This window comes from Bulleidia extructa W1219 (genome assembly GCF_000177375.1).
In the GTDB taxonomy this organism is placed as follows: domain Bacteria; phylum Bacillota_I; class Bacilli_A; order Erysipelotrichales; family Erysipelotrichaceae; genus Bulleidia; species Bulleidia extructa.
Map to the genome: position 1 here is coordinate 1 of NZ_ADFR01000016.1, position 22557 is coordinate 22557.

General features: G+C 34.7%; 22 protein-coding genes and 1 pseudogene. 9 read left to right on the forward strand and 14 right to left on the reverse strand.

Going from position 1 to position 22557, the window contains the following annotated elements; translation table 11 throughout:
• The 8 genes and pseudogenes from HMPREF9013_RS07715 to HMPREF9013_RS07290 all read left to right on the forward strand — a co-directional run.
• Positions 1-117 (forward strand): annotated as a pseudogene (locus HMPREF9013_RS07715) (hypothetical protein); the annotation flags it as partial.
• 109 nt (positions 118-226) lie between these two features.
• A complete protein-coding gene (locus HMPREF9013_RS06075; RefSeq protein WP_040333725.1) occupies positions 227-904 on the forward strand; it encodes a B3/B4 domain-containing protein in 678 nt (225 codons plus the stop codon).
• 56 nt (positions 905-960) lie between these two features.
• Positions 961-1797 (forward strand): DegV family protein, encoded by an 837-nt coding sequence (locus HMPREF9013_RS06080; protein WP_006627506.1) that lies wholly within the window; start codon positions 961-963, stop codon positions 1795-1797.
• A 37-nt stretch (positions 1798-1834) separates the two neighbouring features.
• On the forward strand, positions 1835-2560 hold the full coding sequence (locus tag HMPREF9013_RS06085) for a B3/B4 domain-containing protein (RefSeq protein WP_006627507.1): 726 nt from the start codon (positions 1835-1837) through the stop codon (positions 2558-2560).
• 31 nt (positions 2561-2591) lie between these two features.
• Positions 2592-4304: a phosphoenolpyruvate carboxykinase (ATP) gene (locus HMPREF9013_RS06090; protein WP_006627508.1), complete on the forward strand. Its 1713-nt coding sequence runs from the start codon at positions 2592-2594 to the stop codon at positions 4302-4304.
• A gap of 51 nt (positions 4305-4355) precedes the next feature.
• Positions 4356-5291 carry a D-alanyl-D-alanine carboxypeptidase family protein gene (locus HMPREF9013_RS06095; RefSeq protein ID WP_006627509.1) on the forward strand — a complete coding sequence of 312 codons (936 nt, stop codon included), beginning with the start codon at positions 4356-4358 and terminating at the stop codon, positions 5289-5291.
• Positions 5292-5964: 673 nt separating this feature from the next.
• Complete coding sequence (locus HMPREF9013_RS06100; protein WP_006627510.1) at positions 5965-6186, forward strand: hypothetical protein; 222 nt, start codon at positions 5965-5967, stop codon at positions 6184-6186.
• The gene (locus HMPREF9013_RS07290; RefSeq protein ID WP_006627511.1) at positions 6183-6836 is read left to right on the forward strand and encodes a hypothetical protein; all 654 of its coding nucleotides are present in this window, start codon (positions 6183-6185) and stop codon (positions 6834-6836) included. The genes HMPREF9013_RS06100 and HMPREF9013_RS07290 overlap by 4 nt, the downstream gene beginning before the upstream one ends.
• Before the next feature lie 153 nt (positions 6837-6989).
• Here the strand turns inward: HMPREF9013_RS07290 and HMPREF9013_RS06110 are convergent, their stop codons facing one another.
• From HMPREF9013_RS06110 to HMPREF9013_RS06165, 12 genes are all read right to left on the reverse strand, one after another.
• Entirely contained in the window at positions 6990-7766 is a 777-nt protein-coding gene (locus tag HMPREF9013_RS06110; RefSeq protein ID WP_006627512.1) for a DUF4261 domain-containing protein, read from the reverse strand.
• 57 nt (positions 7767-7823) lie between these two features.
• Positions 7824-8717, reverse strand: coding sequence for a tyrosine-type recombinase/integrase (locus tag HMPREF9013_RS06115; RefSeq protein WP_006627513.1), 894 nt, complete (start codon positions 8715-8717; stop codon positions 7824-7826).
• Positions 8707-9894, reverse strand: a complete 1188-nt coding sequence (gene dinB, locus HMPREF9013_RS06120; protein WP_006627514.1) for a DNA polymerase IV — start codon at positions 9892-9894, stop codon at positions 8707-8709. Before dinB ends, HMPREF9013_RS06115 begins: the two co-directional genes overlap by 11 nt.
• A complete protein-coding gene (locus HMPREF9013_RS06125) occupies positions 9887-10777 on the reverse strand; it encodes a DNA repair protein RecN (RefSeq protein WP_006627515.1) in 891 nt (296 codons plus the stop codon). Before HMPREF9013_RS06125 ends, dinB begins: the two co-directional genes overlap by 8 nt.
• Positions 10778-10814: 37 nt before the next feature.
• Positions 10815-11510 carry an AAA family ATPase gene (locus HMPREF9013_RS06130; protein ID WP_006627516.1) on the reverse strand — a complete coding sequence of 232 codons (696 nt, stop codon included), beginning with the start codon at positions 11508-11510 and terminating at the stop codon, positions 10815-10817.
• A gap of 2 nt (positions 11511-11512) precedes the next feature.
• Positions 11513-13372 carry a 1-deoxy-D-xylulose-5-phosphate synthase gene (dxs, locus tag HMPREF9013_RS06135; RefSeq protein WP_006627517.1) on the reverse strand — a complete coding sequence of 620 codons (1860 nt, stop codon included), beginning with the start codon at positions 13370-13372 and terminating at the stop codon, positions 11513-11515.
• Between the two features lie 10 nt (positions 13373-13382).
• Positions 13383-14216 (reverse strand): polyprenyl synthetase family protein, encoded by an 834-nt coding sequence (locus HMPREF9013_RS06140; protein WP_050772094.1) that lies wholly within the window; start codon positions 14214-14216, stop codon positions 13383-13385.
• On the reverse strand, positions 14206-14415 hold the full coding sequence (gene xseB / locus HMPREF9013_RS06145; protein WP_006627519.1) for an exodeoxyribonuclease VII small subunit: 210 nt from the start codon (positions 14413-14415) through the stop codon (positions 14206-14208). Before xseB ends, HMPREF9013_RS06140 begins: the two co-directional genes overlap by 11 nt.
• Entirely contained in the window at positions 14412-15797 is a 1386-nt protein-coding gene (gene xseA / locus HMPREF9013_RS06150) for an exodeoxyribonuclease VII large subunit (RefSeq protein ID WP_006627520.1), read from the reverse strand. The genes xseB and xseA overlap by 4 nt, the downstream gene beginning before the upstream one ends.
• Positions 15797-16171 carry a transcription antitermination factor NusB gene (gene nusB / locus HMPREF9013_RS06155; RefSeq protein ID WP_006627521.1) on the reverse strand — a complete coding sequence of 125 codons (375 nt, stop codon included), beginning with the start codon at positions 16169-16171 and terminating at the stop codon, positions 15797-15799. Before nusB ends, xseA begins: the two co-directional genes overlap by 1 nt.
• 75 nt (positions 16172-16246) lie before the next feature.
• Positions 16247-16711, reverse strand: a complete 465-nt coding sequence (locus HMPREF9013_RS06160) for a hypothetical protein (protein WP_006627522.1) — start codon at positions 16709-16711, stop codon at positions 16247-16249.
• 76 nt (positions 16712-16787) lie between these two features.
• Positions 16788-18293, reverse strand: a complete 1506-nt coding sequence (locus HMPREF9013_RS06165) for an IMP dehydrogenase (RefSeq protein ID WP_006627523.1) — start codon at positions 18291-18293, stop codon at positions 16788-16790.
• Between the two features lie 94 nt (positions 18294-18387).
• Here HMPREF9013_RS06165 and HMPREF9013_RS06170 point away from each other — a divergent pair, with 94 nt between their 5' ends.
• Positions 18388-20073 (forward strand): proline--tRNA ligase, encoded by a 1686-nt coding sequence (locus HMPREF9013_RS06170; RefSeq protein WP_006627524.1) that lies wholly within the window; start codon positions 18388-18390, stop codon positions 20071-20073.
• 27 nt (positions 20074-20100) lie between these two features.
• On the opposite strand, the gene HMPREF9013_RS06175 is transcribed toward HMPREF9013_RS06170, so the two are convergent.
• Positions 20101-20580, reverse strand: coding sequence for a hypothetical protein (locus HMPREF9013_RS06175; RefSeq protein WP_006627525.1), 480 nt, complete (start codon positions 20578-20580; stop codon positions 20101-20103).
• Between the two features lie 67 nt (positions 20581-20647).
• Positions 20648-22402, reverse strand: a complete 1755-nt coding sequence (gene thrS, locus HMPREF9013_RS06180) for a threonine--tRNA ligase (RefSeq protein WP_006627526.1) — start codon at positions 22400-22402, stop codon at positions 20648-20650.
• Between the last annotated feature and the right edge of the window lie 155 nt (positions 22403-22557).

Here is a 22557-nt window from a genome sequence, read left to right on the forward strand (position 1 = left end):
AAGATTGATGGTAGTAAGTACTGGTTTAATCCGGATGGTCATGCCGAAACTGGTTGGGCGCGTATTGGCGGTAAGCTGTATCATTTTGCTCCAGATGGAAAAATGGATATGGGTTGATTTTAGGGCTATGAGAAGAGGAATGATTGTTTAAAAATCTTATGTGAATTGATTGAAAATGCAACATAGATTTAGATGATTGAAATTGAAAGGATTTCAGGTAAAAAAGATGAATATTATTGTGGATCAAAGTATGAAAGAATTAGGAGTTTCCTCTGTGGTGGTAGCGTATGCCAAGAATGTGGATCCGAAAGCTCAATTTTCTGACTCTTTTCTTCAGAAACAAGCCGAAATTGAAAAATGGGCTTTAGAAGTAGATATAAATGAGGTGATTCAGCATCCAAATGTACAAGGTTATATTTCTCTCATGCAAAAAGTAGGGCGTAGTATCAAAAAGAATCCGCCTACTATTCCCAGTTTTGTACGCAATATTCAACATCGCGGCGGGATGCCTCATATTAATACGATTGTGGATATTTATAATGTAGAAAGTCTACGCTCTTTAATTGCCATTGGTGGTCATGATTTTGATAAAATTCAAGAACCGCTCATCTTTACAGTCAGTCAAAAAGAAGATGAGTTCTATCCTATCTTATCAACTCCTAAGCATGTCGCTAAGACAGATTATGTGTATAAAGATGCCAAAGGAATTTTAGCTTGGATGGGTGTTCGTGATGGAGAAAATTATAAATTTGATGATCATACTAAAAATGCGATTTTTATTGTTCAAGGAAATGGTGTTTTAGATGTCCATTCCAGGATTCAAGCTTTGAAGAACCTAGAAGAAGATCTTCGTTCTTGCATGCCGAATTTAGAATTTTCAATTGAAGTGATTGAAGCGAACTAAGCTTTTGAAAATAAATAAAATATGAGTATAATTGTCATACATTGGAGGAAGTCATCATGAATTATAGGATTGTTTCGGATTCATCTTCGAATTTATTTCATTTAGAGGGAGTGGACTATCAGAGTGTTCCTTTGAAAGTGATTACAACAGAAGGGGAATTTTATGATACTGAAAAAACGAATTTGAGCCGTTTTCGTGAAGTCCTCAAAAATACAAAAGGGAAAACGAGTACTTCTTGTCCCAATACATTTGAATGGATTTCTTGTTTTGATGGTGCAGATTGTATTTTTGCGATTACTTTAACAAGTGCTTTATCAGGTAGTTATAACGCTTGTGTACAAGCTAAAGAAATGTATTTAGAGGAGCATCCGGAAGCGAATATTTTAGTTATTGATTCTCTATCGGCAGGGCCTGAGTTACCCTTAATTGCTGAAAAATTAAGAGAGCTTATTTTGAAAAAATTATCTTTTGCTGAAATTTGTACAGAAATTAATAACTATATGAAACACACTCATTTATTGTTTTATATCCAAGATCTAAACAACCTAGCAAGAAATGGTCGTGTCTCTTCAACGATTGCTAAATTGGCTGGTTTATTAGGTGTTCGCATTGTAGGAAGAGCCTCTAATGAGGGAACCTTGGAATTATTGTATAAACTAAGAGGCGTCAAGCGATCTGTCCTTAAAATTGTTGAGGAAATGGTTAATAGCGGCTTTGCAGGGGGGAAAGTGTATATCGCTCATGCCAATCATGAAGAAGCGGCTTTGGAATTAAAAGAATTGATTGAAAAAGTTAGTGATAAAGCAGAAGTTGTGATTCATCCAACTAGTATACTTTGTTCATATTATATTTCCGATCAAGGACTGATGGTTGGTTATGAAGATAAAAATTAAATAATTCACCAAAATAAGATAAAAGGAAAGAAATATCATGAGAAAATTTATTGTGGATGAAAATTTTTGGAAAATTTTCCCAACTGCTAAAATAGCCGTATTGACGGTTAAGAATGTGAAAGAATTCGTTCAATTGGATGAAAAAAGTGCTGCTGAAATCAAACAATTATTAGATGATGCCAATAAGAAATCGAAAAAATATTTACCAAGTGATGTGATTTCAGAAAATCCGGTGATTCGTGTATGGCGTGAAGCTTATGCAAAATTTCCTACTAAAAAGGGAGCTCGTTGTTCGATAGAGTCTTTATTGAAACGAGTTTTGCATGATCACCCGGTAAAAACGATTGCCCCTACGGTAGATATCACAAATGCGATTTCCTTAAAATATGCTTTTCCTATCGGAGCTGAAAATATGGATGCTTTTGTAGGAGATATTCATGTGGGCATTATGAAAGGGGGAGAAGATTTCTGGCCAATTGGTTCGGATAAGCCTGAACCTCCTTTAGCTGGTGAAATTGCTTATTATGATGAAGCGGGTGTTATTTGTCGATGCTGGAATTGGCGTGATGGGAAAAGAACAGAAGTGACAGATGAAACAACTACTGAATTTATGGCTATGGAATGTATTGAACCAGAACGATATTCTCAATTAGAAGAAGCGATAGATGAATTGGAAGATCTTCTGAGATGTTATGTTGGTGCAGAAACGATGTATAAAGCCATTTTGGATAAGGAACATTCTGAAATGAACATCCAAGACTAGGGTTCTAGTCTTTTTACGATAGGAGGTATATGTGAAAGAATCTTATTATTATCATGGAGATATGGTTATTCTTAATTATTCTAAAAAATACATTACAAATAAACACGAGGTAGTGGAAACGGAAGCGTTTGATTGTTTTTTAAGTCATTATCTATCTTATATCCAGAAACATCACATTGATTTGTATCATTACCTTTGTGTTTATGATTCTTCAGAAATGAAGTCTCATATCAAGATGGTTTTAAAACAACTATTAATTTGTGAAGTGAATGAAATTCAAGATGAATACGTTAAAGATCCTAAAATTTTACTAGACTTAATTGAGGAAGGCTATCATTTTTGGCGTTCTTTAGAACGGTATTCTATTTTGTATACACATCATGAAGAAGGTTTTCAAATTCAAAATTTTATTGAAGCTGATGAAAGAGAAAGCAAGATTGTTTTAAATTTTTATCGGGAAATTCAACAAAAAGTGCAAGGTTCTAAAAATAAAGTTTATCGTCAATTGCAAGCCGGGACCAACGCTTCCATGCTATTAAGCTATTATAAATGGAAAACAATTCCGGGATATGAGACTTTACAAGACATTCCTTTTATTTCTCAAATTTTACTTCGTACTCCTTTGATTCTTCATCCAAAGCACAATAAAAGGACGAATATTTTTAAAGAAACAGCCTTAAATCCAATAAAGGATTTTATCAAGGGAGAAAAAGAATGGATTTGTTATCCAGCTAAGATTGGTACTATTCTATTGTATGCTTATTTTCATCGTAACTTTCTGGGTTCAGCAGTGGCTTGTGCGAATTTATTCGAATTAGCGAATGCTCAAGAGTCGATTGATCAACAACCGGATGCCATCCTTTTATTTGGGAATCCGGATGGGAAAAAAGAAACAACATTTTATCATGACCTAAAAAATGATATTTGGGTTGGTAAATGTTCGGATGATCCGGTCATTGATTACTTTGGTTATACCAAAAAATCAATGTTAACACTCCATAATTTAGTCATGATTACACGTGGCTGGTTGCCAATCCATGGTGCAATGGTCAATCTTTATTTAAAAGATGGAACAAAAAAAGGACTTATGTTGATGGGAGATTCAGGAGCTGGTAAGTCTGAAACGTTAGAAGCTTTAAATACATTAGCTTCTGATTTAATTGATCATCAAGAAATCATCTTTGATGATATGGGTACGATTCATATTGGAAAAGATGGCCATCCTTATGGGAAAGGAACGGAAATAGGGGCTTTTGTTCGCTTGGACGACTTAGATAAGGGAACAGCGTACAGAGATATGGATCGCTCTATTTTCTTTAATCCGGAAAAAGCGAATGCTCGGGTGGTGATTCCTGCCTCTACTTATGAAGTGATTGTTAAAGATCATCCCATTGATGTTTTCTTATACGCTAATAATTACACAGATAAAAGAGGAATTCATATCTTCAATAATCGTGAAGAAGCTGAGCCTGTCTTTGTAGAAGGGAAAAGGTTGGCCTTAGGCACCACACAAGAAAAAGGGTTGTCCACCACTTTCTTTGCGAATCCTTTTGGTCCAATGCAAATGCAAGAAGCCACAAAGTTATTGATTGATCAAATTTTTGATAAATTATTTGAAGAAAAAATTCCAGTTGGTGAAATTTATACCTGTCTTGGTCTTTCAAACAAGGGCGATCGTGGTATTGATGAAGCAGCGAAAGCTTTAGTAGAATTTGTTCAAGATAAATCTTTAAGAAATTCTTAATTTCATTAAAAATCCTTGTCTTTTCAAGGATTTTTTTGATAAATTTGAATTATGAAAAAGAAAAGAAAAAAGAAGAGAAGAATCCGTAAATCATTAATTGTTTTATTGATAGTTCTCCTTGCTTTATTTATAAAAGATCCTTTTATTTATCATGGTCAAAGATTATTTCAAAAAGTTATTAATTCGTCAGAATCTCTCAAATTTGAGAAGGAATTTAGTGCAAAATCTTATGCCGTCATGGATTTGACCAATCATAAAATCCTTTTCAGTAAGAATAGCTATGAATCTTATGTTCCGGCTAGCTTGACAAAGCTATTTGTGGTGGATTATGCTCAACAGTTTTTTCAATTGGATGATTATATCCATGCTAATCGTGAAACATTAAAGATGGTTAAAAAAGGCTCTTCAACTGCCCATTTAAAATCAACGGATTATCGCTTTAAAAGCTTAGCAGCAGCGATGTTAATACCATCCGGTAATGATGCTGCTTATGTATTAGCCGATGCCATAGGAGCGAAAATAAACCCCAAGGCTGTGGATATTCAACAACGTATGGAAGCTTTTAAAAAAGGATTTCAAGAGTATCTGAATAAACATCAATTTTTAGGAACTTCCATAGCGGATTCTAGTGGATATGATTTTAAAGCTAAAACCAATATTCAAGATTTAATAAAAGTTAGTGAAAGATTATTACAAAAGGATTGGATAAGGGACATTATTTCTAGTCAATCATATACAATCACTTATATTTATCCAAAGAAACAAACACAAACTTGGTATAATACTAACGATTTCTTAAATCCAAATTCAGAATTTTATGATAAAAGAGTCAAGGGAATGAAGACCGGATCTTTAGGAAACCATTTTAATTTAATCACTTTATTAGAGAAAAATAAAAAAGAATATCTGATCATTGTTTTAGACTCTGAATCAGATAAAATCAGATACTCATATACTAAGCAACTGATAGATGAGATTCCTGACTAATGGATTGTAGTTATCTTTCTTTGATACCTATTATAAATTTAATACTTGTTATAATTTAGCTTTAACATGGAAATCAAATTTAAATAATGATATCATTTGTACATTGAAGAGGAGAGGAACTCTAAGAAAGTTGATGTGTTTAATGGTTCTAAGGAGCACCATAATTTCAAAAGATGCAAAGACTGTAACCATTCGGTTTTAAGCACAAGGGTGATCCTTCAAGAAGTTTCGGTAATAAATTCAAGATCAGGAACATGAATGTTATACGTAAAAATTTTAATATACTGAATTTTTTATACAAAAGTGATAAAGAACACAGTAGGCTGAAGATTGGTGATATTTATACCCTTAAAGATGGTGGGTGTGTATAGGTATGTATATTCGTATATAACTATGGATAAATTTTCAAAGTACCGTCACTTTAATCTTTTTATATAGAATATTAATTATAATGGAGTGGTTTCCGGATGAAATCGCTCCATTTGATTAATGAAAAAGAGTATTGGATCATTGTTTTGGATTTTGTGAATGATTCACAAAATTGATAGAAAGATGTTACAATATATGTAGATGAAGGGAGAGGAAATATGCTGACTTATAATCCTTCAAGATATAAGAACGGCCTTTAGTTTCTGACGGAAGTCATTGAAATCAGTTTGCGATGGGAGGATTCATGAAAAAATCAACAATCTATTCAATTATTGGAATTATTTTGATATTGTTTTCACCTGTTTCAGTATTTTTAAATCATTTTCTTGATTTGAATTTTGCTGTTACTGTTGGTCAATTTTATCAAAATATTCCCTATACAGCTTTTGTTGTTCCAAATATTATTGTTGGCGTTTTGGTATTTGTTAAAGGATTATTATCATACTATTTAGAGGAGAAAAAATGAAGCGGGTAGTTTATAGTATATTTTCAGTGATTATTTCTATATCATGTATCTTTTCAGGTTTTTTGAAAGTCAATGCAACTGATTTTGAAACAAAAAGCGGAAATTCGGGGAAAGATTTTACAATTTCAATAAGTGAACCGATGACTAAAGAAGAAACAGCCAGAAAGTTCTCTAAAGAAAATGGAGTTAGTTATAAGAAAGCTTTTGTGACTTTATATCCGGATGAATATAAAATTAATCGATTAATCGCAAAGGGCATGTCTTCTGATACAACTAGAGAACTTGAAGTTGGATTACCGGTAAAACGTGGTCAATATTATCCACACATCTCCTTTTATTGCTATACAAGTGAATGGAAAAAATACTGGGGTATTAAATCGATTTATTATGTTACCTTAGTACGATCTTATAAAGGGATGTCAAAACAGTTTTCAGGAGAAATCAAAGCATGGCTTAGAAGTCCATATCAGATTGAATATGTGGTAAATGGAGACTTTTATCATCATTCAAGTCAAACTTCAGGAATAGCTGCTTCAGGGGAGTTTGGTCTAAATAAATTGATTCGTTTAAAGGGAGAAATTAGTGGAAGTAGTTCGACTAAACATTATGCTTATTTTTATGAGCACAGAACTGTTGCTTTCCAGTATTAAACCTTATTTTATATCTTAAAATACGATGAAAGATGTCCGATAGGGACATCTTTTTTTGGCATTAAACGCAAAAATGATCATTGATTATAATTTCGCATAATGTATGTTATGCGATTTTTTAATTTTGACGACTTCTTTTATCAATCACATTTCTTACAGATCCAATTTTAAGGAATTACCATCTACATATACAGCCTTCGATTCTATAATTTTAATTTTTTCATCTTCAGTAAAGCCAATGGTTTCACCATCATTTAATATGATATCCTCAGCCAATACATACTCAAGAATTGACAATAAGAAGTAGTATAATTCACTACCCTCCATATCGACATCAATAATTTCCATTTCAGATTTGTCGAATTCTTTCATACCATAAGTATATACACTGCTCTTATTACCGTTGTTTATAATACCAACATATACCCAAAGTTGAATGGGCAGTGTGTTTTCTTTCATCAATTCTGCAAGATTTATGTATAGTTCATTCGGTACTAACAGTGTGGATGTTCCATGATAAACTCCTATAGCATTTTCACAGGTTCTTAAAATAGAAGCATTTACCTTAGATAAGATAGAATATCTCTTAATTATATCTTTACTTCCAGACATAACAGAAACTATCGCATGCCTTGTATGAGCTTTTGTTTCTTCTTCTACCCCATCCCACAGATAAGAGTATTCATATAGTGGCTCAAGCTCTTGTGTAGGTATGGGAATTGGCATAAGTGCAATCGCTACAGTCTCATCCTCAATGGTCAATATAGCCACGGTATCATCACCTTCAATATCTTTGACATTCAATTTCCAATGTTGCTTTAAATCCTCTACTACTGCATCTAAAGAATAGGCTTTATCTCCTTGAAACATCGGCATTGACAATATAACCTTTTCTTTACTTTTTACCTTTTCCGTCTGATTTTTAAACATTTTCTTAAAAGCTCCTAACATCTTTAATATAAGCTACCAGAATTCTATCCGTTTATCTTATTTCTTTTTTGATAAAGGATGAAAATTTTGGTACGCTTCAAATAATTGTCGGTTTTGAACGTGTGTATATATCTCGGTGGTTTTGATATTAGAATGACCAAGAAGCTCTTGAATGATTCTAAGATCAGCCCCTGCTTGTAATAAGTGAGTCGCATAAGTATGTCTTAAACTATGAGGAGTGATGTCTTTTTGAAAGCCACATTCCATTGCTTTTTGTTTTAAAAGAAGTTGTATACTGCGAGCAGTAATTCGATTACCGAGATGATTAATAAAGAACGTATTAGTTTTATGTTGATTCCAAATAGGACGAATGAGATTTAAGTAATAATCTAAATCTTTGACTACTTGATTAGGAATGGGAACAATTCTTTCTTTATTCCCCTTTCCCAGTATTCTTAAAATTCCTGTTTCTAATTGAACTTGTGCAACGGTTAAGGAACATAGTTCTGAAATTCTCAAACCACAGGCATAAATCAGTTCTAAAATCGTCCGATTTAATTCTTGTTTTGGATCGTCACGAGTAAAACTATTTAATAATTGTTTCACCTCTTCTACACTTAAAAACGAAGGTAAATAGGTTTCATTTTTTCGTACTTGAATCAAAGAAACAGGATTTTCTTCTCCAGTTGAAAATTCAATGTCTTCATGGAAATTACGAATACTGGTGGCCATATGAACAACTGAATTAGATGATTTTATAGTTGATTGCTGTGATAAAAAATCTTGCACTACCTGTAGTGTTACTTTCTGACTATCCAAAATATGTTTTTCTTTTAAATATGCCAGATATTGTTTTAAATCATTTTCATAGGATCGAACAGTTCTAGGACTTTTTCCTTGATTGATTTCTAAATGAAGGTGGAATTGTTGAAAAGCTTGATCAAGTTTCATGTATTCTCCTCTTCCCTTTCGTTTTCGCTTGATTTCCCCTTTTTAATAAGGGAATTGATGTTAAACGGTTAATTTCATCAATAATCTGTTGTGTTGGATCTATTTTTTCTTCTTCAAACAGATTTAATTGCTGTATGGCTTGATGTTCATCCATAAAATCAGTGATGGTAATACCAAGAAGACGAACCGGTTCATCGTATTCCCAATACTGATCAAATAATTGTAAAGCCAAGTCAAAGATATCGGGTTCTAGATAAATACCTTGTTTGACCGATAATGATCTGGATACATTTCGAAAATTATAATAAGTAATGCGAATGGAAATAGCTCTTCCTATCCTTTTTTCTTTCTCTAACTGGTGATGCAACTTTTTAGATAAAGAACGCAATAAACCTCTTAATTCTTCATAATCGCTTATATCTTCCAGAAGCGTTTCGGATACTCCAAGTGATTTTCGTTGCCAATCTAATTCTAAGGGAGTACGATCGATGCCTCGACATTTTTCTAAAAGAGAATCGGTACTATTTTTGAAGATTTTTCCTAAATCTTGGATGGGTTGATAATTCGCTAAATCACCAATGGTTTTAATTCCTAAAGCTTCTACTTTCGGTAAAGTTTTCCGTCCGATGCCACGCATCTTATGAACAGGTAAAGGCCATAGTTTCGCTTCAACATCTCGAATTCGTAAGACAGTAATTCCCATTGGCTTTTTCATATCACTGGCCATTTTTGCAAGAAATAAATTGGGGCCGATACCAATAGAACAACCAAGACCCGTTTTTTGATAAATCGCTTTTTGTAAAAGAACGGCTAAATCTAATGGATGCTTATATTGTTGAATCACATCCGTTACATCCACATAACATTCATCAATTGAGGCTTTTTCCATATAAGGAGAAAATGAGCGAACAATGGTCATAAATTCATCTGATAAGCTACGATAATAAGAATAATGACCTTCAATTATTTCTAAGTCCGGGCAAAGTTTCTTAGCTAAAATAATAGACATTGCTGAATGGATACCATAAGCTCTAGCTTCATAGGAAGCCGTTGAAACAACCGAACGTTTTGTTTGACCAGATACAACGATAGGTTTTCCTTTTAAACTGGGATCACGAAGTATCTCTGCACTGGCAAAGAAAGCGTTGAGATCCACATGAAAGTATATTCTAGACATGTTCTAACAATTCCTTAGCCGCTTCAATAGCTTTCTCACTACGATTTCCAGAGAATAAATAAGCTAACTCACTAGCTCGTTCCTCTTGACTTAAAAGATGAACCTTTGTTTGCGTATGAGTGTGATCTACGGATTTAGAAACTAAGAATTGATGATTGGCTAAAGAAGCTACTTGAGCCAAATGTGTGACAGAAAAAACCTGACAATCTTTCGCTAATAAAGCCATTTTTTCACCAATGGCTGTTGCGACATGACCGGATACACCGGTATCAATTTCATCAAAAACAATGGTTTGAATTCCTTGTAATTTTGTAAAAATGACTTTTAGAGCCAACATAAAACGAGATAATTCACCACCACTCGCCACTTTTGTTAGAGGAGCTAATTTTTCACCCTTATTCATAGAGACAAAAAACTCCACATCATCTATACCACTGAGGTTTCCTTCTATGGAACGAAAAAGCACTCTAAATTGAGCAGCCGGTAATTCTAAGTCTTTCAGTTGTTGAAGAACTTCTTTTTCCAAAGATTTAGCGGCTAGTTGTCGTTTTTTACTTAGTTCTTGGGCTTTCTTAGAATAGATTTCAAAAGAAATAGCGATCTTTTCATTGATTTTCTTCAGATAAAATTCTTGTTCACCATAATGAGCTAGTTTCTTAGCTAGATCTTGCTGATAATGAATCACATCTTCTAATCTTGGACCATATTTTCTCTTTAAACGTTGGATTAAAAATAAGCGTTCTTCAACTTGATTGATTTCATCTTCGTTTAGAAAATCCGGGTTCAATTGATCACGAATGGATTCTAGACCATCCACCAAGTTTTCATAAGCTTCATGAATCTTTGTTAAGTTTTCCTCCACCCCTTTTAATCTATCCGTCATTTTGATGGTTTGATAAAGAGAATCTGAAACTTCTGTATCATAATAGGCAAATAAAGAAAGATAATCTTGAGCGGATTTTTTTAGCTTCTTTTGCTTGTTTTTCTAAATCCTTCAATTCTTCTTCTTCCCCTTTTTTCAAATGAGCTTCTTCTAATTCATGAAGTTGAAATTGATAGAAATCCAATTCTTCCTCTTTTAATTGAGTATTTAGAAAGTTTTCTTTTTCTTCTAGGACTTTCTTATAGTTTTCGTATGCTTCTTTTATTTCTTCTTTTTGGTGATAAAAATGTCCGTATTTGTCTAACAAATAAATATGGTTCATTTTTTGAAGAAGATAAGCTGAATCTTTTTGACCATGAATATCCAGTTGATTTTCCAAAAGGGTATGTAAAAAGGATAGAGGTACTATACGGCGATTCACTCTTGCGGTAGATTTACCACTAGATAAAATTTCTCGTGTAACAGTAAAAGAATCTTCTACATCAAAACCATTTTCTTTCAAAAAAGAAGAGACAGGACTATTTCCTTTTAGAGAAAAGCTCCCTTCAATAATCGCCTTCTCCTTAGAAACCATTGAACTGGACGCTTTTTGACCTTGTAATAAGGATAAAGCATCTAAAAAAATAGATTTACCAGCCCCCGTTTCACCCGTGATTGCCGAAAAGCCAACTGGAAAATCCAATTCCAATTGGTCGATTAAGATGAAATTTTGAATATAGAGATGTTCTAACATAGTTATTCAGTTCCTTTTAAAATAGCTTCAATAACGGTAGGAATATCTAAGCCTAAATCACGTTTGATTTGTTGAGGGTCTCCTTGTTCTATATATTCACTAGGAAGACCGAATCTCCTTAAAAATTGCTTGGAATTTTTAGCATTTAAGTAAGAAAGAATTGCAGAACTTAATCCCCCTTCTTTCACATCAGATTCATAGGTATAGATCGGTAATTGTTCTTGAATCAACTGATCCATCATGTTTGTATCAATTGGATTTAGAAAACGAGCATTTATCAAGCGATATGGCAAATGATTGGCTTCAATAGTTTCTTTAAAACGATAAACATCGTCTCCATAGGTGATGATGGTACCGATTATTTGGTCAGAATCATCCATCATCTGCCAAGATCCAATTTCAATGGCTTCCATTTCTTCCGTTTCATCTGATTGAATCGATTTTGGATAGCGAAGTGCGAAAGGATGATTTTGATGGAAAGCGGTATATAGTAAATTTCGTGTTTCTGAAGCATCTTTTCCGTGAGAAATGATGACGTTCGGAATGGTTCTTAAGAAAGACACATCATAAATACCTTGATGAGTTTCTCCATCTCCTCCTACTAAACCAGCATGATCAATACCAATCACAACAGCCGCATCTTGTCTTGCAATGTCATGAAGTACCTGATCATAGGCTCTTTGTAAAAAAGAAGAGTAAATACACAGAAATGGTTTTTTACCACTTAATGCCAAGCTTGCCGCAAAAGTAGCAGCATGCTCTTCGGCGATCCCTGTATCAAAAGATCGATCCGGATATTTGGCATAGAACGGTCCCAAAGCCGAACCATGAACCATTGCTGGAGAAATACAAATAATATCTTGATCTTTTTTTGCCAAGTCCATCAAAGCATGGGTAACTACTTGAGCATTTGAAACGGTTCCTTTCATAGAATGATTTAGAAAAGTACCGGTCATAGGATCAAAAGAGCCAACACCATGCCAAGAGCCGGACTGATCCCTTTCACATGGTTCATATCCTTTTCCCTTTTGAGTAAGCACGTGGATGACAATAGGACCATGATGATTTTTTGCCATTTCCAGCGCAGGTAGTAACTCTTTATAGCGATGACCATTTACAGGCCCTAAATAATCAATACCAAATTCCTCGAAAATGCCACCATGAGTTAATCCTTCCCTCACTTTATTTTTGATATCTGCTAAAGATTGATAGACAGATTTCCCAATTTTATTCTTCGGAATTGAATTTTTAATAGAAGTTTTTAAAAAACTATAGGCTTTTGAAGTTCTCATTTTTGATAAAGAAGCATTAATAGCTCCAACATTTTTTGAAATGGACATTTCATTATCATTCAAAACAATGATCATTTTTCGCTTTTCTTCCCCTATTTCATTCAAAGCTTCTAAAGCCATTCCAGAAGAAATAGCACCATCCCCAATAACTGCAATAACTTGGTAATTTTCTTGATTCATATCTCTTGCGACAGCCATTCCTAAGGCGGCACTTAGCGATGTGGAAGAATGACCTGATTCCCAAACATCATGAACAGATTCTTTTCTTTTTTGAAAGCCAGAGAGACCTTTGTACTGACGAAGGCTCGGAAAATCCTTAGCTCTTCCTGTTAATAGCTTATGAATATAAGATTGATGTCCTACATCAAAAATAATCTTATCTCTTGGACTATCGAAAACTTTATGAAGAGCAACAGTCAATTCAACCACTCCTAAATTACTGGCTAAATGACCACCAGTTTTTGAAATAGAATCAACCAGAAAATGACGAATATCTTTGGATAATTCGTTTAGTTCAGGTATGGATTTATTTTTTAAGAACGTCGGATCTTTAATATCCTCTAACTTCATAGCATTTCTCCTAATATTGACGATTTTGAATGGATTGAATATATTCCACTAAAATGGATGAATCCAAGTTAGGAATGGACTTCAAACGTTCTATCCCCCGACAGTAATACGTTTGTTCTAATTTTTTTGCTTGCTTTAGACCGACTAATTTCAGTAAGGTATATTTATTATTTTTTTCATCAGAATTGGATTTTCCTAATTCTTCAGTTGTTTTTTCAACCTCTAATAGATCATCTTGAATTTGGAAAGCCAGACCAATCCATTTTCCTGCTTCTTGAAAAGACATCAATTGTTCCAGTTGATTGGCCGCAATCGCTCCTAATTCAAAAGAGCTTTCCAATAAACGCCCTGTTTTCTTTTCGAGCATCGTTTCAATATCCTCTTGGGTGCTGAATTGATTGGTTCGCATATCCATGACTTGCCCTAAAACCATTCCATTGGCACCAGCATGGGAACTTAGCACTTCTAAGGCTTTTAAATTCTGCTTATCAGAAAGTGTATTTTTGGTCAATTGATAGAAGGATTCTGTCAATAATGCATCACCAGCTAAAATCGCCAGATCTTCTCCAAAAGAAACATGAACGGTAGGCTTTCCTCTTCTGAGAACATCGTCATCCATTGCCGGTAAATCATCATGAATGAGGGAATAAGTATGGATGTATTCCAAAGCACATGCATAAGCATAGCCAAGTTCCTCTTGTAATCCGAAGGCTTTCAATGTATGAAAGATGATCTGAGGACGAATGCGTTTTCCCTTCGTCATCAAAGCATACTCCATCGCTTTTTTTAAGACTCCGTCTTCATAAATGGATAGGCTCTGTTGAAGATAGGATTCAAACATCATTTTCATCCACCTTATTTTCCGTTACCAGTTCATTCACCTTGTTTTCGAATTGTTTTAATTGTTGATCGCATTGTTTCGCTAGAATTAATCCTTCTTCAAATAAAGAGATGGTTTCTTCCAAAGGAGCTTCATTGCTCTCTAATTGTTTTACAATATCTTCTAAGCGTTTCATTGCATCTTCAAATTTTAATTCTTTCATGATTTCTCCTTTGTTTGTATATTAGCTTTTATAAAACCATCGTTTAAGCGTATATCAATCATATCCCCTATCGCTAAATCGTCTACGGAATGAATTGCTTTTCCTTCTTTTAAGATAACGGAATAGCCTCGATTCAAAATTTTTAAAGGGGAATAGGCATCTAACAGTTGAATGAGGTGATGATAATCATTTCGCTTCAATTGACTATATTGCTGCAATGCTTTTGATAAGGTGTTTTTTTGTTGAGATAAGTGATATTTCTGATTTGAGCTTGTTTCTTGGAGCTTTTGTTTCATTTGTTTTTGATAATCTTGTAATTGATTTTGATAAAAACGAGACCTTTGAATAACAGAAGATTCAAACCGGTGGATCCATTGATTACATTGTTTCCGTAATTCCAATAACGTTTCTTTTTGTTTGGATAAACGCAATACATATTGATCCAATTGGTAACTTTTATCTCTTGTTAGCAGTTCAGGGTTTTGGAAATACGCACTCTTTTCTAAACGACTTAAATTCTGTTGAACAAGTGATAAACGTGTCAACATTTGTTGAATGAGATGTGAAAACATGTGACGTAAGGATTGACGAACTTCTATTTGGTTAGGTGTGACAGCTTCCGCTGCCCCCGTTGGAGTATTGGCTCGTAAATCAGAAACATAATCCACTAAAGTGGTATCCGTTTCATGCCCAATTCCAGTCACAATTGGAGTTTGACACGCATAGACACAACGGACGATTTTTTCACTATTAAAGATAAATAAATCTTCTAAAGATCCCCCACCCCTGGCCAAGATCAAAACGTCATGATGACCATGATCCGCTTCTTGAATCGCTTTTAAGATCAAAGGAATTGAACCGGATCCTTGCACGGGACATTCATAAAAAAATTGTTTTGCCATAGGCCATCTAAGGTTTATGGTTCGGATCATATCCGCTTTTCCAGCGGTATCTTTACCAGTGATAATACCAATTTCTTTAGGATAGGTCGGAAGCGGTTTTTTATGTTTGGCATCAAACAAACCTTCTGTCTTTAATTTTTTCTTTAATTCTTCTAACTGTTGCATCAAATCACCAATCCCTTGTTTACGCATAGCAGTGATGGTCAAGGTAATGGAAGTGTTTGGGACATAAACACCTAGAGAACATTTAACAATTACTTGATCGCCATTTTGCGGTTTGAAAGGAATATGGGATATGGTTGAATTCCAAATAGCACAATTAATAGAAGCTTGTTCATCTTTTAAACTAAAGTACCAGTGTTTGGAAGAACGAAAGTTGGAAATTTCCCCTTCCATTAAAAAGTTATGTAATGGTAAATCCCTTTCTAAAAGAGATTTAATGCGCTTGGAAACAACGCTGACAGAATGTATATTTTCCATCAGATAACATCCAGTACATTATTGATCAAACGATAACTATCCGCTTCACCATAGGTTTTCGCTAACTCTACCGCTTCATCAATAATAATAACCGCCGCCACTTCCTTTAAAGAAAACTCTGCACAGCCGATCAATAAAATAGCTTTTTCAATAGTACCTAAGCGATCAAAAGTCCAATTTTCAAGAACTTGATTAATATAATTCGTATATTCCTGAATATGTTCCTGAGCGTTTTCAACCACTCGAATGAAATAAGGATCGGCCTTATCTAAAGAACCGAATGAATCTTCCATAATGCTATGAATATCTCTTGGTAAACTCAAATAGGCGTATAACGATAAAACAGCTTTTTCTCTTTGCACACTACGACTCATATCTAAAACTCCTATTGTTATTTTACCATAAGAAACGAATTCACTCTAATAAAAAAGACTAGCCCAGCTAGCCTTTTAATGAGTTATTTTCTTTAATTCTTTTTCTAAAGACCAATTTATGATTAGTGAAATAATGATGAATAATGGGGTGACATCTATTATGGCAATTGGTAAGAGCTTAATACCGGTTAATAAAATAGTTCCGATGGCTGATCCCTGATTACGGTTAACGAGCATAAATACAGATTGAATCGTATTTATATACCATCTTGTAAAAACAGTTTGGTTTTGAACCGGGGTTGATATAATCGATGCAATTATAAACATAAAAGCAAACAAATAGATCATTCCAACACCAACAATTAATTGATAAGCTCTTTTGCTAGCCATTAAACAGATTTTTTTTATGTCTTCTTGTTGTAATTCATCCAAGTATTTATCATTTAAACGTTTTCTTCGAAAAAGATATTGGACATAATATTGGATACCTTTATAAAGATACTTTCTTTGTATACCTAATGCTTGTATACCTAGTTTCATAGAAAAATGGCTCCTTTCTTTTTGAAAAAATCATGTAGATGGACAGTATCCCTTTATCTCACTATAAAATCATTCATTATTTATAAGAATTATCTCTATTTTTAACTTGTACGTCATGGGCACCACCTTCGACGATAGAGGTTGATGAAACTAAAGTGAGTTTTGCTTTTTCTTGTAATTCCGGAATAGTTAATGCCCCGCAATTACACATTGTCGATTTTATTTTCAAGGTGGTCATCGTTACATTGTCTTTTAATAAACCGGCATACGGAACATATGAATCCACTCCTTCTTCAAAAGATAATTTCTTTCCTTGCCCTAAATCATAACGCCCCCAGTTACGAGCCCGAGCAGATCCTTCTCCCCAATATTCTTTAACAGTATTTCCATTCACCACTAATTTTTGACCTGGAGCTTCTTCAAAACGGGAGAAATAACGACCTAACATCACAAAATCAGCTCCCATGGCTAAAGCTAACGTCATATGGTAGTCGTAAACGATACCACCATCAGAACAAATAGGTACATAAATTCCCTTTTCTTCAAAGTAAGCATCACGGGCTTTTGCGACATCAATGACCGCTGTCGCTTGTCCACGACCAATTCCTTTGGTTTCACGAGTGATACAAATTGATCCTCCACCAATACCAATTTTTACAAAATCAGCGCCGGCATCCGCTAAAAACCGAAAGCCTTCTTCATCCACCACATTACCAGCTCCCACATAAACTTGGTTTCCATATTGTTTTTTAATCCAAGCAATGGTTTCACTTTGCCATATAGAATATCCTTCAGAAGAATCAATAACCAAGACATCAACACCGGCCTTAATTAAAGCCGGAACTCTTTCTGTATAATCACGGGAGTTAATACCGGCTCCTACAAGTAAACGTTTTTCTTCATCTAACAATTCATTTGGATTTTCTTTGTGGGAATCATAATCTTTTCTAAAGACCAAGTAACATAGGTTTTGATTTTCATCTATGATGGGCAATGTATTCAATTTATGATCCCAAATAATATCATTCGCTTCTGATAAACTTGTAGTCTTTGGTGCAGTAACTAATTCATCAAAAGGAGTCATAAAGGTTTTGACTAATGTTGTCGGTTCCATTCTAGATAAACGGTAATCACGACTGGTGACTAATCCTAACAATTTACCATGACTGGTACCATCCTCTGTAACAGGCATGGTATGATGGCCTGTTTCTTCAAAAATATGCAATAAATCTTGCAAAGTTGAGGTTGGCATTAAATTCGCATCCGATACCACAAAACCGGCCTTATAATTCTTAACTCGTTCTACCATATCCGCTTGAGAGGAAATGGATTGAGAACCAAAGATAAAAGAAATTCCTCCCTCTTTGGCAAGGGCAATCGCGAGACGATCATCACTCACCGATTGCATCACCGCTGAAACCATTGGAATGTTTAGTTTTAATGGGGCATTTTCTCCTTTTTTAAAGCGGACTAAAGGGGTCTTAAGACTGACATTAGTAGGAATATTTTCTTTTCCTGTATAACCTGGAATCAATAAATATTCACTAAAGGTATGAGATGGTTCTGTGTAATATTTAGCCATGATAGCCTCCTTAAATTAAAACGATTATATCCCATTCCAACACCTTTTTCAATGCCTGTTTTACTGATATAATAAGGTCTGTTAGAGGTGAAATATGCGCTTAAAAAACAGTTATTTTTTTACGTTAAGAGAAAATGCAAAAGATGAAGATTCCCAAAGCTCCAATTTATTAGTTCGAGCCGGTATGATTAAAAAAAGTTCCACAGGAGTTTACATGATTCTACCAATGGGATTGAAAGTTTTTAATAAAATTAAATCCATTATTCAAGAAGAAATGGAAGCGATTCATTGTCAAGAATTACTAATGCCTTCTTTGATTCCGGAAGAAGTTTATGTTGCCTCAGGAAGACGAGAGGGATTTGGTTCTGATATGTTTTCGCTGAAGGATCGCAAGAATCAAAATTATGTTTTAGGTCCAACTCATGAAGAATTATTCGCAACCGCAGCGAAATTGAAGATTCGTTCATATAAAGACATGCCCTTTTCTATTTATCAAATTCAAACAAAATTTCGAGATGAACCAAGACCTCGTTATGGTTTAATTCGTGTGCGTGAATTTCAAATGAAGGATGCGTACTCTTTTGATGCAAATGAAGCAGGAATGGATAGTAGTTATAATAAACAATTTCAAGCTTATAAAAATATTTTTGATCGCTTAGGCTTGAATTATGTGGTCGTAAAAGCTGATACGGGGGTCATGGGTGGCTTGTTATCGGAAGAATTCCAAGCACTTAGCCCTGTCGGAGAAGATACATTAGCTTTAAATGAAGATGGATCTTACGCGGCTAATTTAGAGGTGGCCACTTGTCTTCCGGAAGATTTTAACTCAACTGAAGAAAAGAAAACGATGATAAAAGTGGCGACCGTTGGTCAACACAGTATTGAAGATGTCGCTAATTTTTTCCATATTGATCCTAAAAGAACAGTTAAGACGCTTTGTTATGAAGCGGATGATCAATTGGTGGTTGTCTTAGTTCGTGGCGATCGAGAGGTTAATGAATCAAAAGTCCAAAAAGCTTTAAGATGTTTCTCGTTGGAGCTGGCTTCATCTGAAAAAGTAGAAGACTTATTCCATTGTCCATTCGGTTCTTTAGGCCCAATTGGCTTAAAGGCCACTATTTTAGCGGATGAAGAGATTAAATTGTTACGAAACTTTGTGGTGGGAGCTAACGAAGACGGTTATCATTATTGTGATGTCAATCCTAGTGATTTTGAAGTTTCTCAATATGGAGATTTTCGCCAAATTCAAGAAGGAGATCGTTGCCCTAGTGGTCAAGGATTTATCCACTTTGAAAAAGGAATCGAAGTTGGAAATACATTCAAACTTGGGACAAAGTATTCAAAAGCGATGGATCTTCAATATTCTAATGCCAACAATCAATTGGAATATGTCTGGATGGGTTGTTATGGAATTGGTCCGGCTAGAGCGATGGCAGCTCTTGTGGAACAAAATTATGACGAAAATGGTATCAACTGGCCAAAGAATTTAGCGCCTTACCGTTGTTCAATTACAATCATTTCAATGAAAGATGACCAACAGATTCAAGTAGCGAATGACCTTTATGATCAACTAAGAAAAGCAGGAATTGATGTTTTATTAGATGATCGAGACGAAAGACCCGGTGTAAAATTCAAGGATATGGATCTCATTGGTATCCCTACACAGATTACAGTGGGAAAAAATGTAGTGGATGGTCAAGTAGAAATCAAAGAACGTGGCCATATGAAACAATCCATTTCCATTGACTCTGTTTTAGATTATTTGACTCAAAAGTCATAAAAAAAGCGGATTTTCCGCTTTTTTAGTTTACTTAGCTTGATATGTCTTCGCCAGTTTATCTACCGATTCAATATCATCTTTAGAAAGTTCAAGAATTTGATTTTCTCCTGTCTTAAAGTTTTTATATGTGGCATAGCCTTCTTTATAGAAAGAGACATTGTAAGTAACCCCATTGACTACTATTTCAAAACTATCCACAACACTTGTTTGAGGTAAAACAGGCTTTTCATTGACTTTTTTGGTTTCTAAAGACTCTATGGCATTTGAAATACCAGAAATCAATTTCTTATCTTTGTTAGCCTCTAAGCTGACACGGACAGAATCTTTTGCGTTTTTTGGCCAATAAACCATCTTGATGGTTGCACCATCCACCTTCATATTTTTAGCGAATTCCTTCATGGCATTTTCCGTCTTAGGTGGTTCTTTCTTAGTGCTTTTACCGCCATTAGAACAAGCTGACAACACAGACAACAGGACGATTGCTAAAACTTTAGTAATGTTTTTCATTCTCCATCTCCTTTAATTTCAACCTCTTAAATTGTAATTTATATATAGAATGGTAGTCAATCATTTTTTAATTTCTAGACTTTTGGGCAATTTGTTCTACTAATTGATTTAAGTAATCTTTAAATGAATGAGTCACTTCTTCTTTAGATCCATATGTACGAACTGTCACCGTTTCATTTTCAATATCTCGATTGCCCACAACGATTTGTATAGGAACTTTATTCATTTGCGCTTCACGGATCCGATAGCCCAATTTTTCGTTGCGATCATCCAAATGAGAGCGAATCCCTTCCCTTTTCAATGCACGGTTGATTTTAGAAGCATAATCGCCATGAGCTTCCGAATTAACAGGTATCACTTCCACTTGCAATGGAGCTAACCATAAAGGAAGAACCCCTTTTGTTTCTTCTAACAAGAAAGCCACAAAACGATCTAAAGAACCTAAGATAGCACGATGAATCACAACCGGTCTTACTTTCTGATTATCTTTATTGACATATTCCAATTCAAAGCGTTCCGGTAACTGATAATCCAGTTGAATGGTACTCAACGTAACATCGTGTCCTAAAGCAGATTTTACTTGGACATCAATCTTAGGGCCATAGAAAGCCGCTTCTCCTTCGGCTTCATAATAAGGAACTTTCATTTCCTTTAAAACTTCTCTTAATTCATTTTCAGAGCGAGTCCATAAGTCATCATTTCCAAAGTATTTATCGGTATTATTCAAATCTCTTAACGATAAACGGAAAGAATAATCCTTAAATCCAAAGTCGTTATAAACATCTAAAATCAATTTGGTCACATTTTTAATTTCCTCTGCGATTTGATCAGGACGCAAGAAAATATGAGAATCATTTTGTGTAAAAGAACGGGAACGTTCAATTCCGGTTAAAGCACCAGAAGCTTCAAACCGAAAATCATGGGCAATCTCAGCAATTCGAACCGGCAAATCACGATAGGAGTGCAAACTGGCTTTATAAATGATCATATGCTCAGGACAATTCATGGGGCGAAGCACATAACTGTCTCCATCTCTTTCCATAATCGGAAACATATCTTCCTGATAGTGAGCTAAATGACCAGACACTTCATAAAGCTTAGTACTTGCAACGGAAGGAGTTAAAACATGTTCATACCCTAAAGCGATTTCTTTTTCCATAATGTAATCTGATAATAGACGTCTTACTGTGAAGCCGTTTGGTAACCACATCGGCAAGCCAGAACCCACCGTTTCCGAAAACAAGAACATTTTCAAATCTTTTCCTAATTTACGATGATCTCTTTCTTTAGCTTCTTCTAAAACTTGTAAGTAAGCCTCTAATTCTGTATCTGTTGGAAAACAAACACCATAAATACGTTGTAGAACTTTATTGTTTTTATCTCCTTTCCAATAAGCTCCTGAGTGTTTCAATAACTTGAAATTCTTTAAAAGTTTGGTGCTTTCAACATGGGGTCCACGACACAGGTCGGTAAAATCCCCTTGACTATACATAGAAATATTAGTATCTTCCGGCATGCGGTTGATTAAATCAACTTTGTAAGGATCATCTTGGAATTGCTGTAAAGCTTCCGCACGACTGATTTCATGACGGATAATTCGTTTATTATCTTTGGCGCACTTCTTCATTTCCTTTTCAATCTTAGGGATATCTTCATCACGAATGACTTCATCTCCTAGATCAATATCATAATAGAAACCTTCTTCCACCACCGGGCCAACCCAAAATTTGGCTTGTGGATATAAATGTTTGACTGCTTGTGCTAACAAATGTGCACAAGAATGATTGAGTACTTCCAATTCCGGATTTTCTTTAAAATTCATAATTTCTCCCTTTCAAAACAAAAAGGCCTCCTAATCAAAGGACGCCTAGCGTGGTACCACCTTTATGTCAGATTACTCTAACGCTCAAATGCTTTAACGCAGCAAACGATCTATTTTCATAGATTGCTCACAAGTAGTAATTTCATAAGATTTCT

Bases quoted from the DNA above. Each gene is read 5' to 3' on its own strand.
- HMPREF9013_RS06160 (WP_006627522.1), bottom strand. From the start codon at position 16,711: ATGAAACTAGGTATACAAGCATTAGGTATACAAAGAAAGTATCTTTAT.
- thrS (WP_006627526.1), bottom strand. From the start codon at position 22,402: ATGAATTTTAAAGAAAATCCGGAATTGGAAGTACTCAATCATTCTTGT.
- HMPREF9013_RS07290 (WP_006627511.1), top strand. From the start codon at position 6,183: ATGAAGCGGGTAGTTTATAGTATATTTTCAGTGATTATTTCTATATCA.
- HMPREF9013_RS06085 (WP_006627507.1), top strand. From the start codon at position 1,835: ATGAGAAAATTTATTGTGGATGAAAATTTTTGGAAAATTTTCCCAACT.
- HMPREF9013_RS06130 (WP_006627516.1), bottom strand. From the start codon at position 11,510: ATGTTAGAACATCTCTATATTCAAAATTTCATCTTAATCGACCAATTG.
- HMPREF9013_RS06165 (WP_006627523.1), bottom strand. From the start codon at position 18,293: ATGGCTAAATATTACACAGAACCATCTCATACCTTTAGTGAATATTTA.
- xseA (WP_006627520.1), bottom strand. From the start codon at position 15,797: ATGGAAAATATACATTCTGTCAGCGTTGTTTCCAAGCGCATTAAATCT.
- HMPREF9013_RS06075 (WP_040333725.1), top strand. From the start codon at position 227: ATGAATATTATTGTGGATCAAAGTATGAAAGAATTAGGAGTTTCCTCT.
- HMPREF9013_RS06170 (WP_006627524.1), top strand. From the start codon at position 18,388: ATGCGCTTAAAAAACAGTTATTTTTTTACGTTAAGAGAAAATGCAAAA.
- HMPREF9013_RS06125 (WP_006627515.1), bottom strand. From the start codon at position 10,777: ATGACGGATAGATTAAAAGGGGTGGAGGAAAACTTAACAAAGATTCAT.
- HMPREF9013_RS06080 (WP_006627506.1), top strand. From the start codon at position 961: ATGAATTATAGGATTGTTTCGGATTCATCTTCGAATTTATTTCATTTA.
- HMPREF9013_RS06100 (WP_006627510.1), top strand. From the start codon at position 5,965: ATGAAAAAATCAACAATCTATTCAATTATTGGAATTATTTTGATATTG.
- HMPREF9013_RS06095 (WP_006627509.1), top strand. From the start codon at position 4,356: ATGAAAAAGAAAAGAAAAAAGAAGAGAAGAATCCGTAAATCATTAATT.
- HMPREF9013_RS06115 (WP_006627513.1), bottom strand. From the start codon at position 8,717: ATGAAACTTGATCAAGCTTTTCAACAATTCCACCTTCATTTAGAAATC.
- dxs (WP_006627517.1), bottom strand. From the start codon at position 13,372: ATGAAGTTAGAGGATATTAAAGATCCGACGTTCTTAAAAAATAAATCC.
- HMPREF9013_RS06110 (WP_006627512.1), bottom strand. From the start codon at position 7,766: ATGTTTAAAAATCAGACGGAAAAGGTAAAAAGTAAAGAAAAGGTTATA.
- HMPREF9013_RS06140 (WP_050772094.1), bottom strand. From the start codon at position 14,216: ATGATGTTTGAATCCTATCTTCAACAGAGCCTATCCATTTATGAAGAC.
- dinB (WP_006627514.1), bottom strand. From the start codon at position 9,894: ATGTCTAGAATATACTTTCATGTGGATCTCAACGCTTTCTTTGCCAGT.
- nusB (WP_006627521.1), bottom strand. From the start codon at position 16,171: ATGAGTCGTAGTGTGCAAAGAGAAAAAGCTGTTTTATCGTTATACGCC.
- xseB (WP_006627519.1), bottom strand. From the start codon at position 14,415: ATGAAAGAATTAAAATTTGAAGATGCAATGAAACGCTTAGAAGATATT.
- HMPREF9013_RS06175 (WP_006627525.1), bottom strand. From the start codon at position 20,580: ATGAAAAACATTACTAAAGTTTTAGCAATCGTCCTGTTGTCTGTGTTG.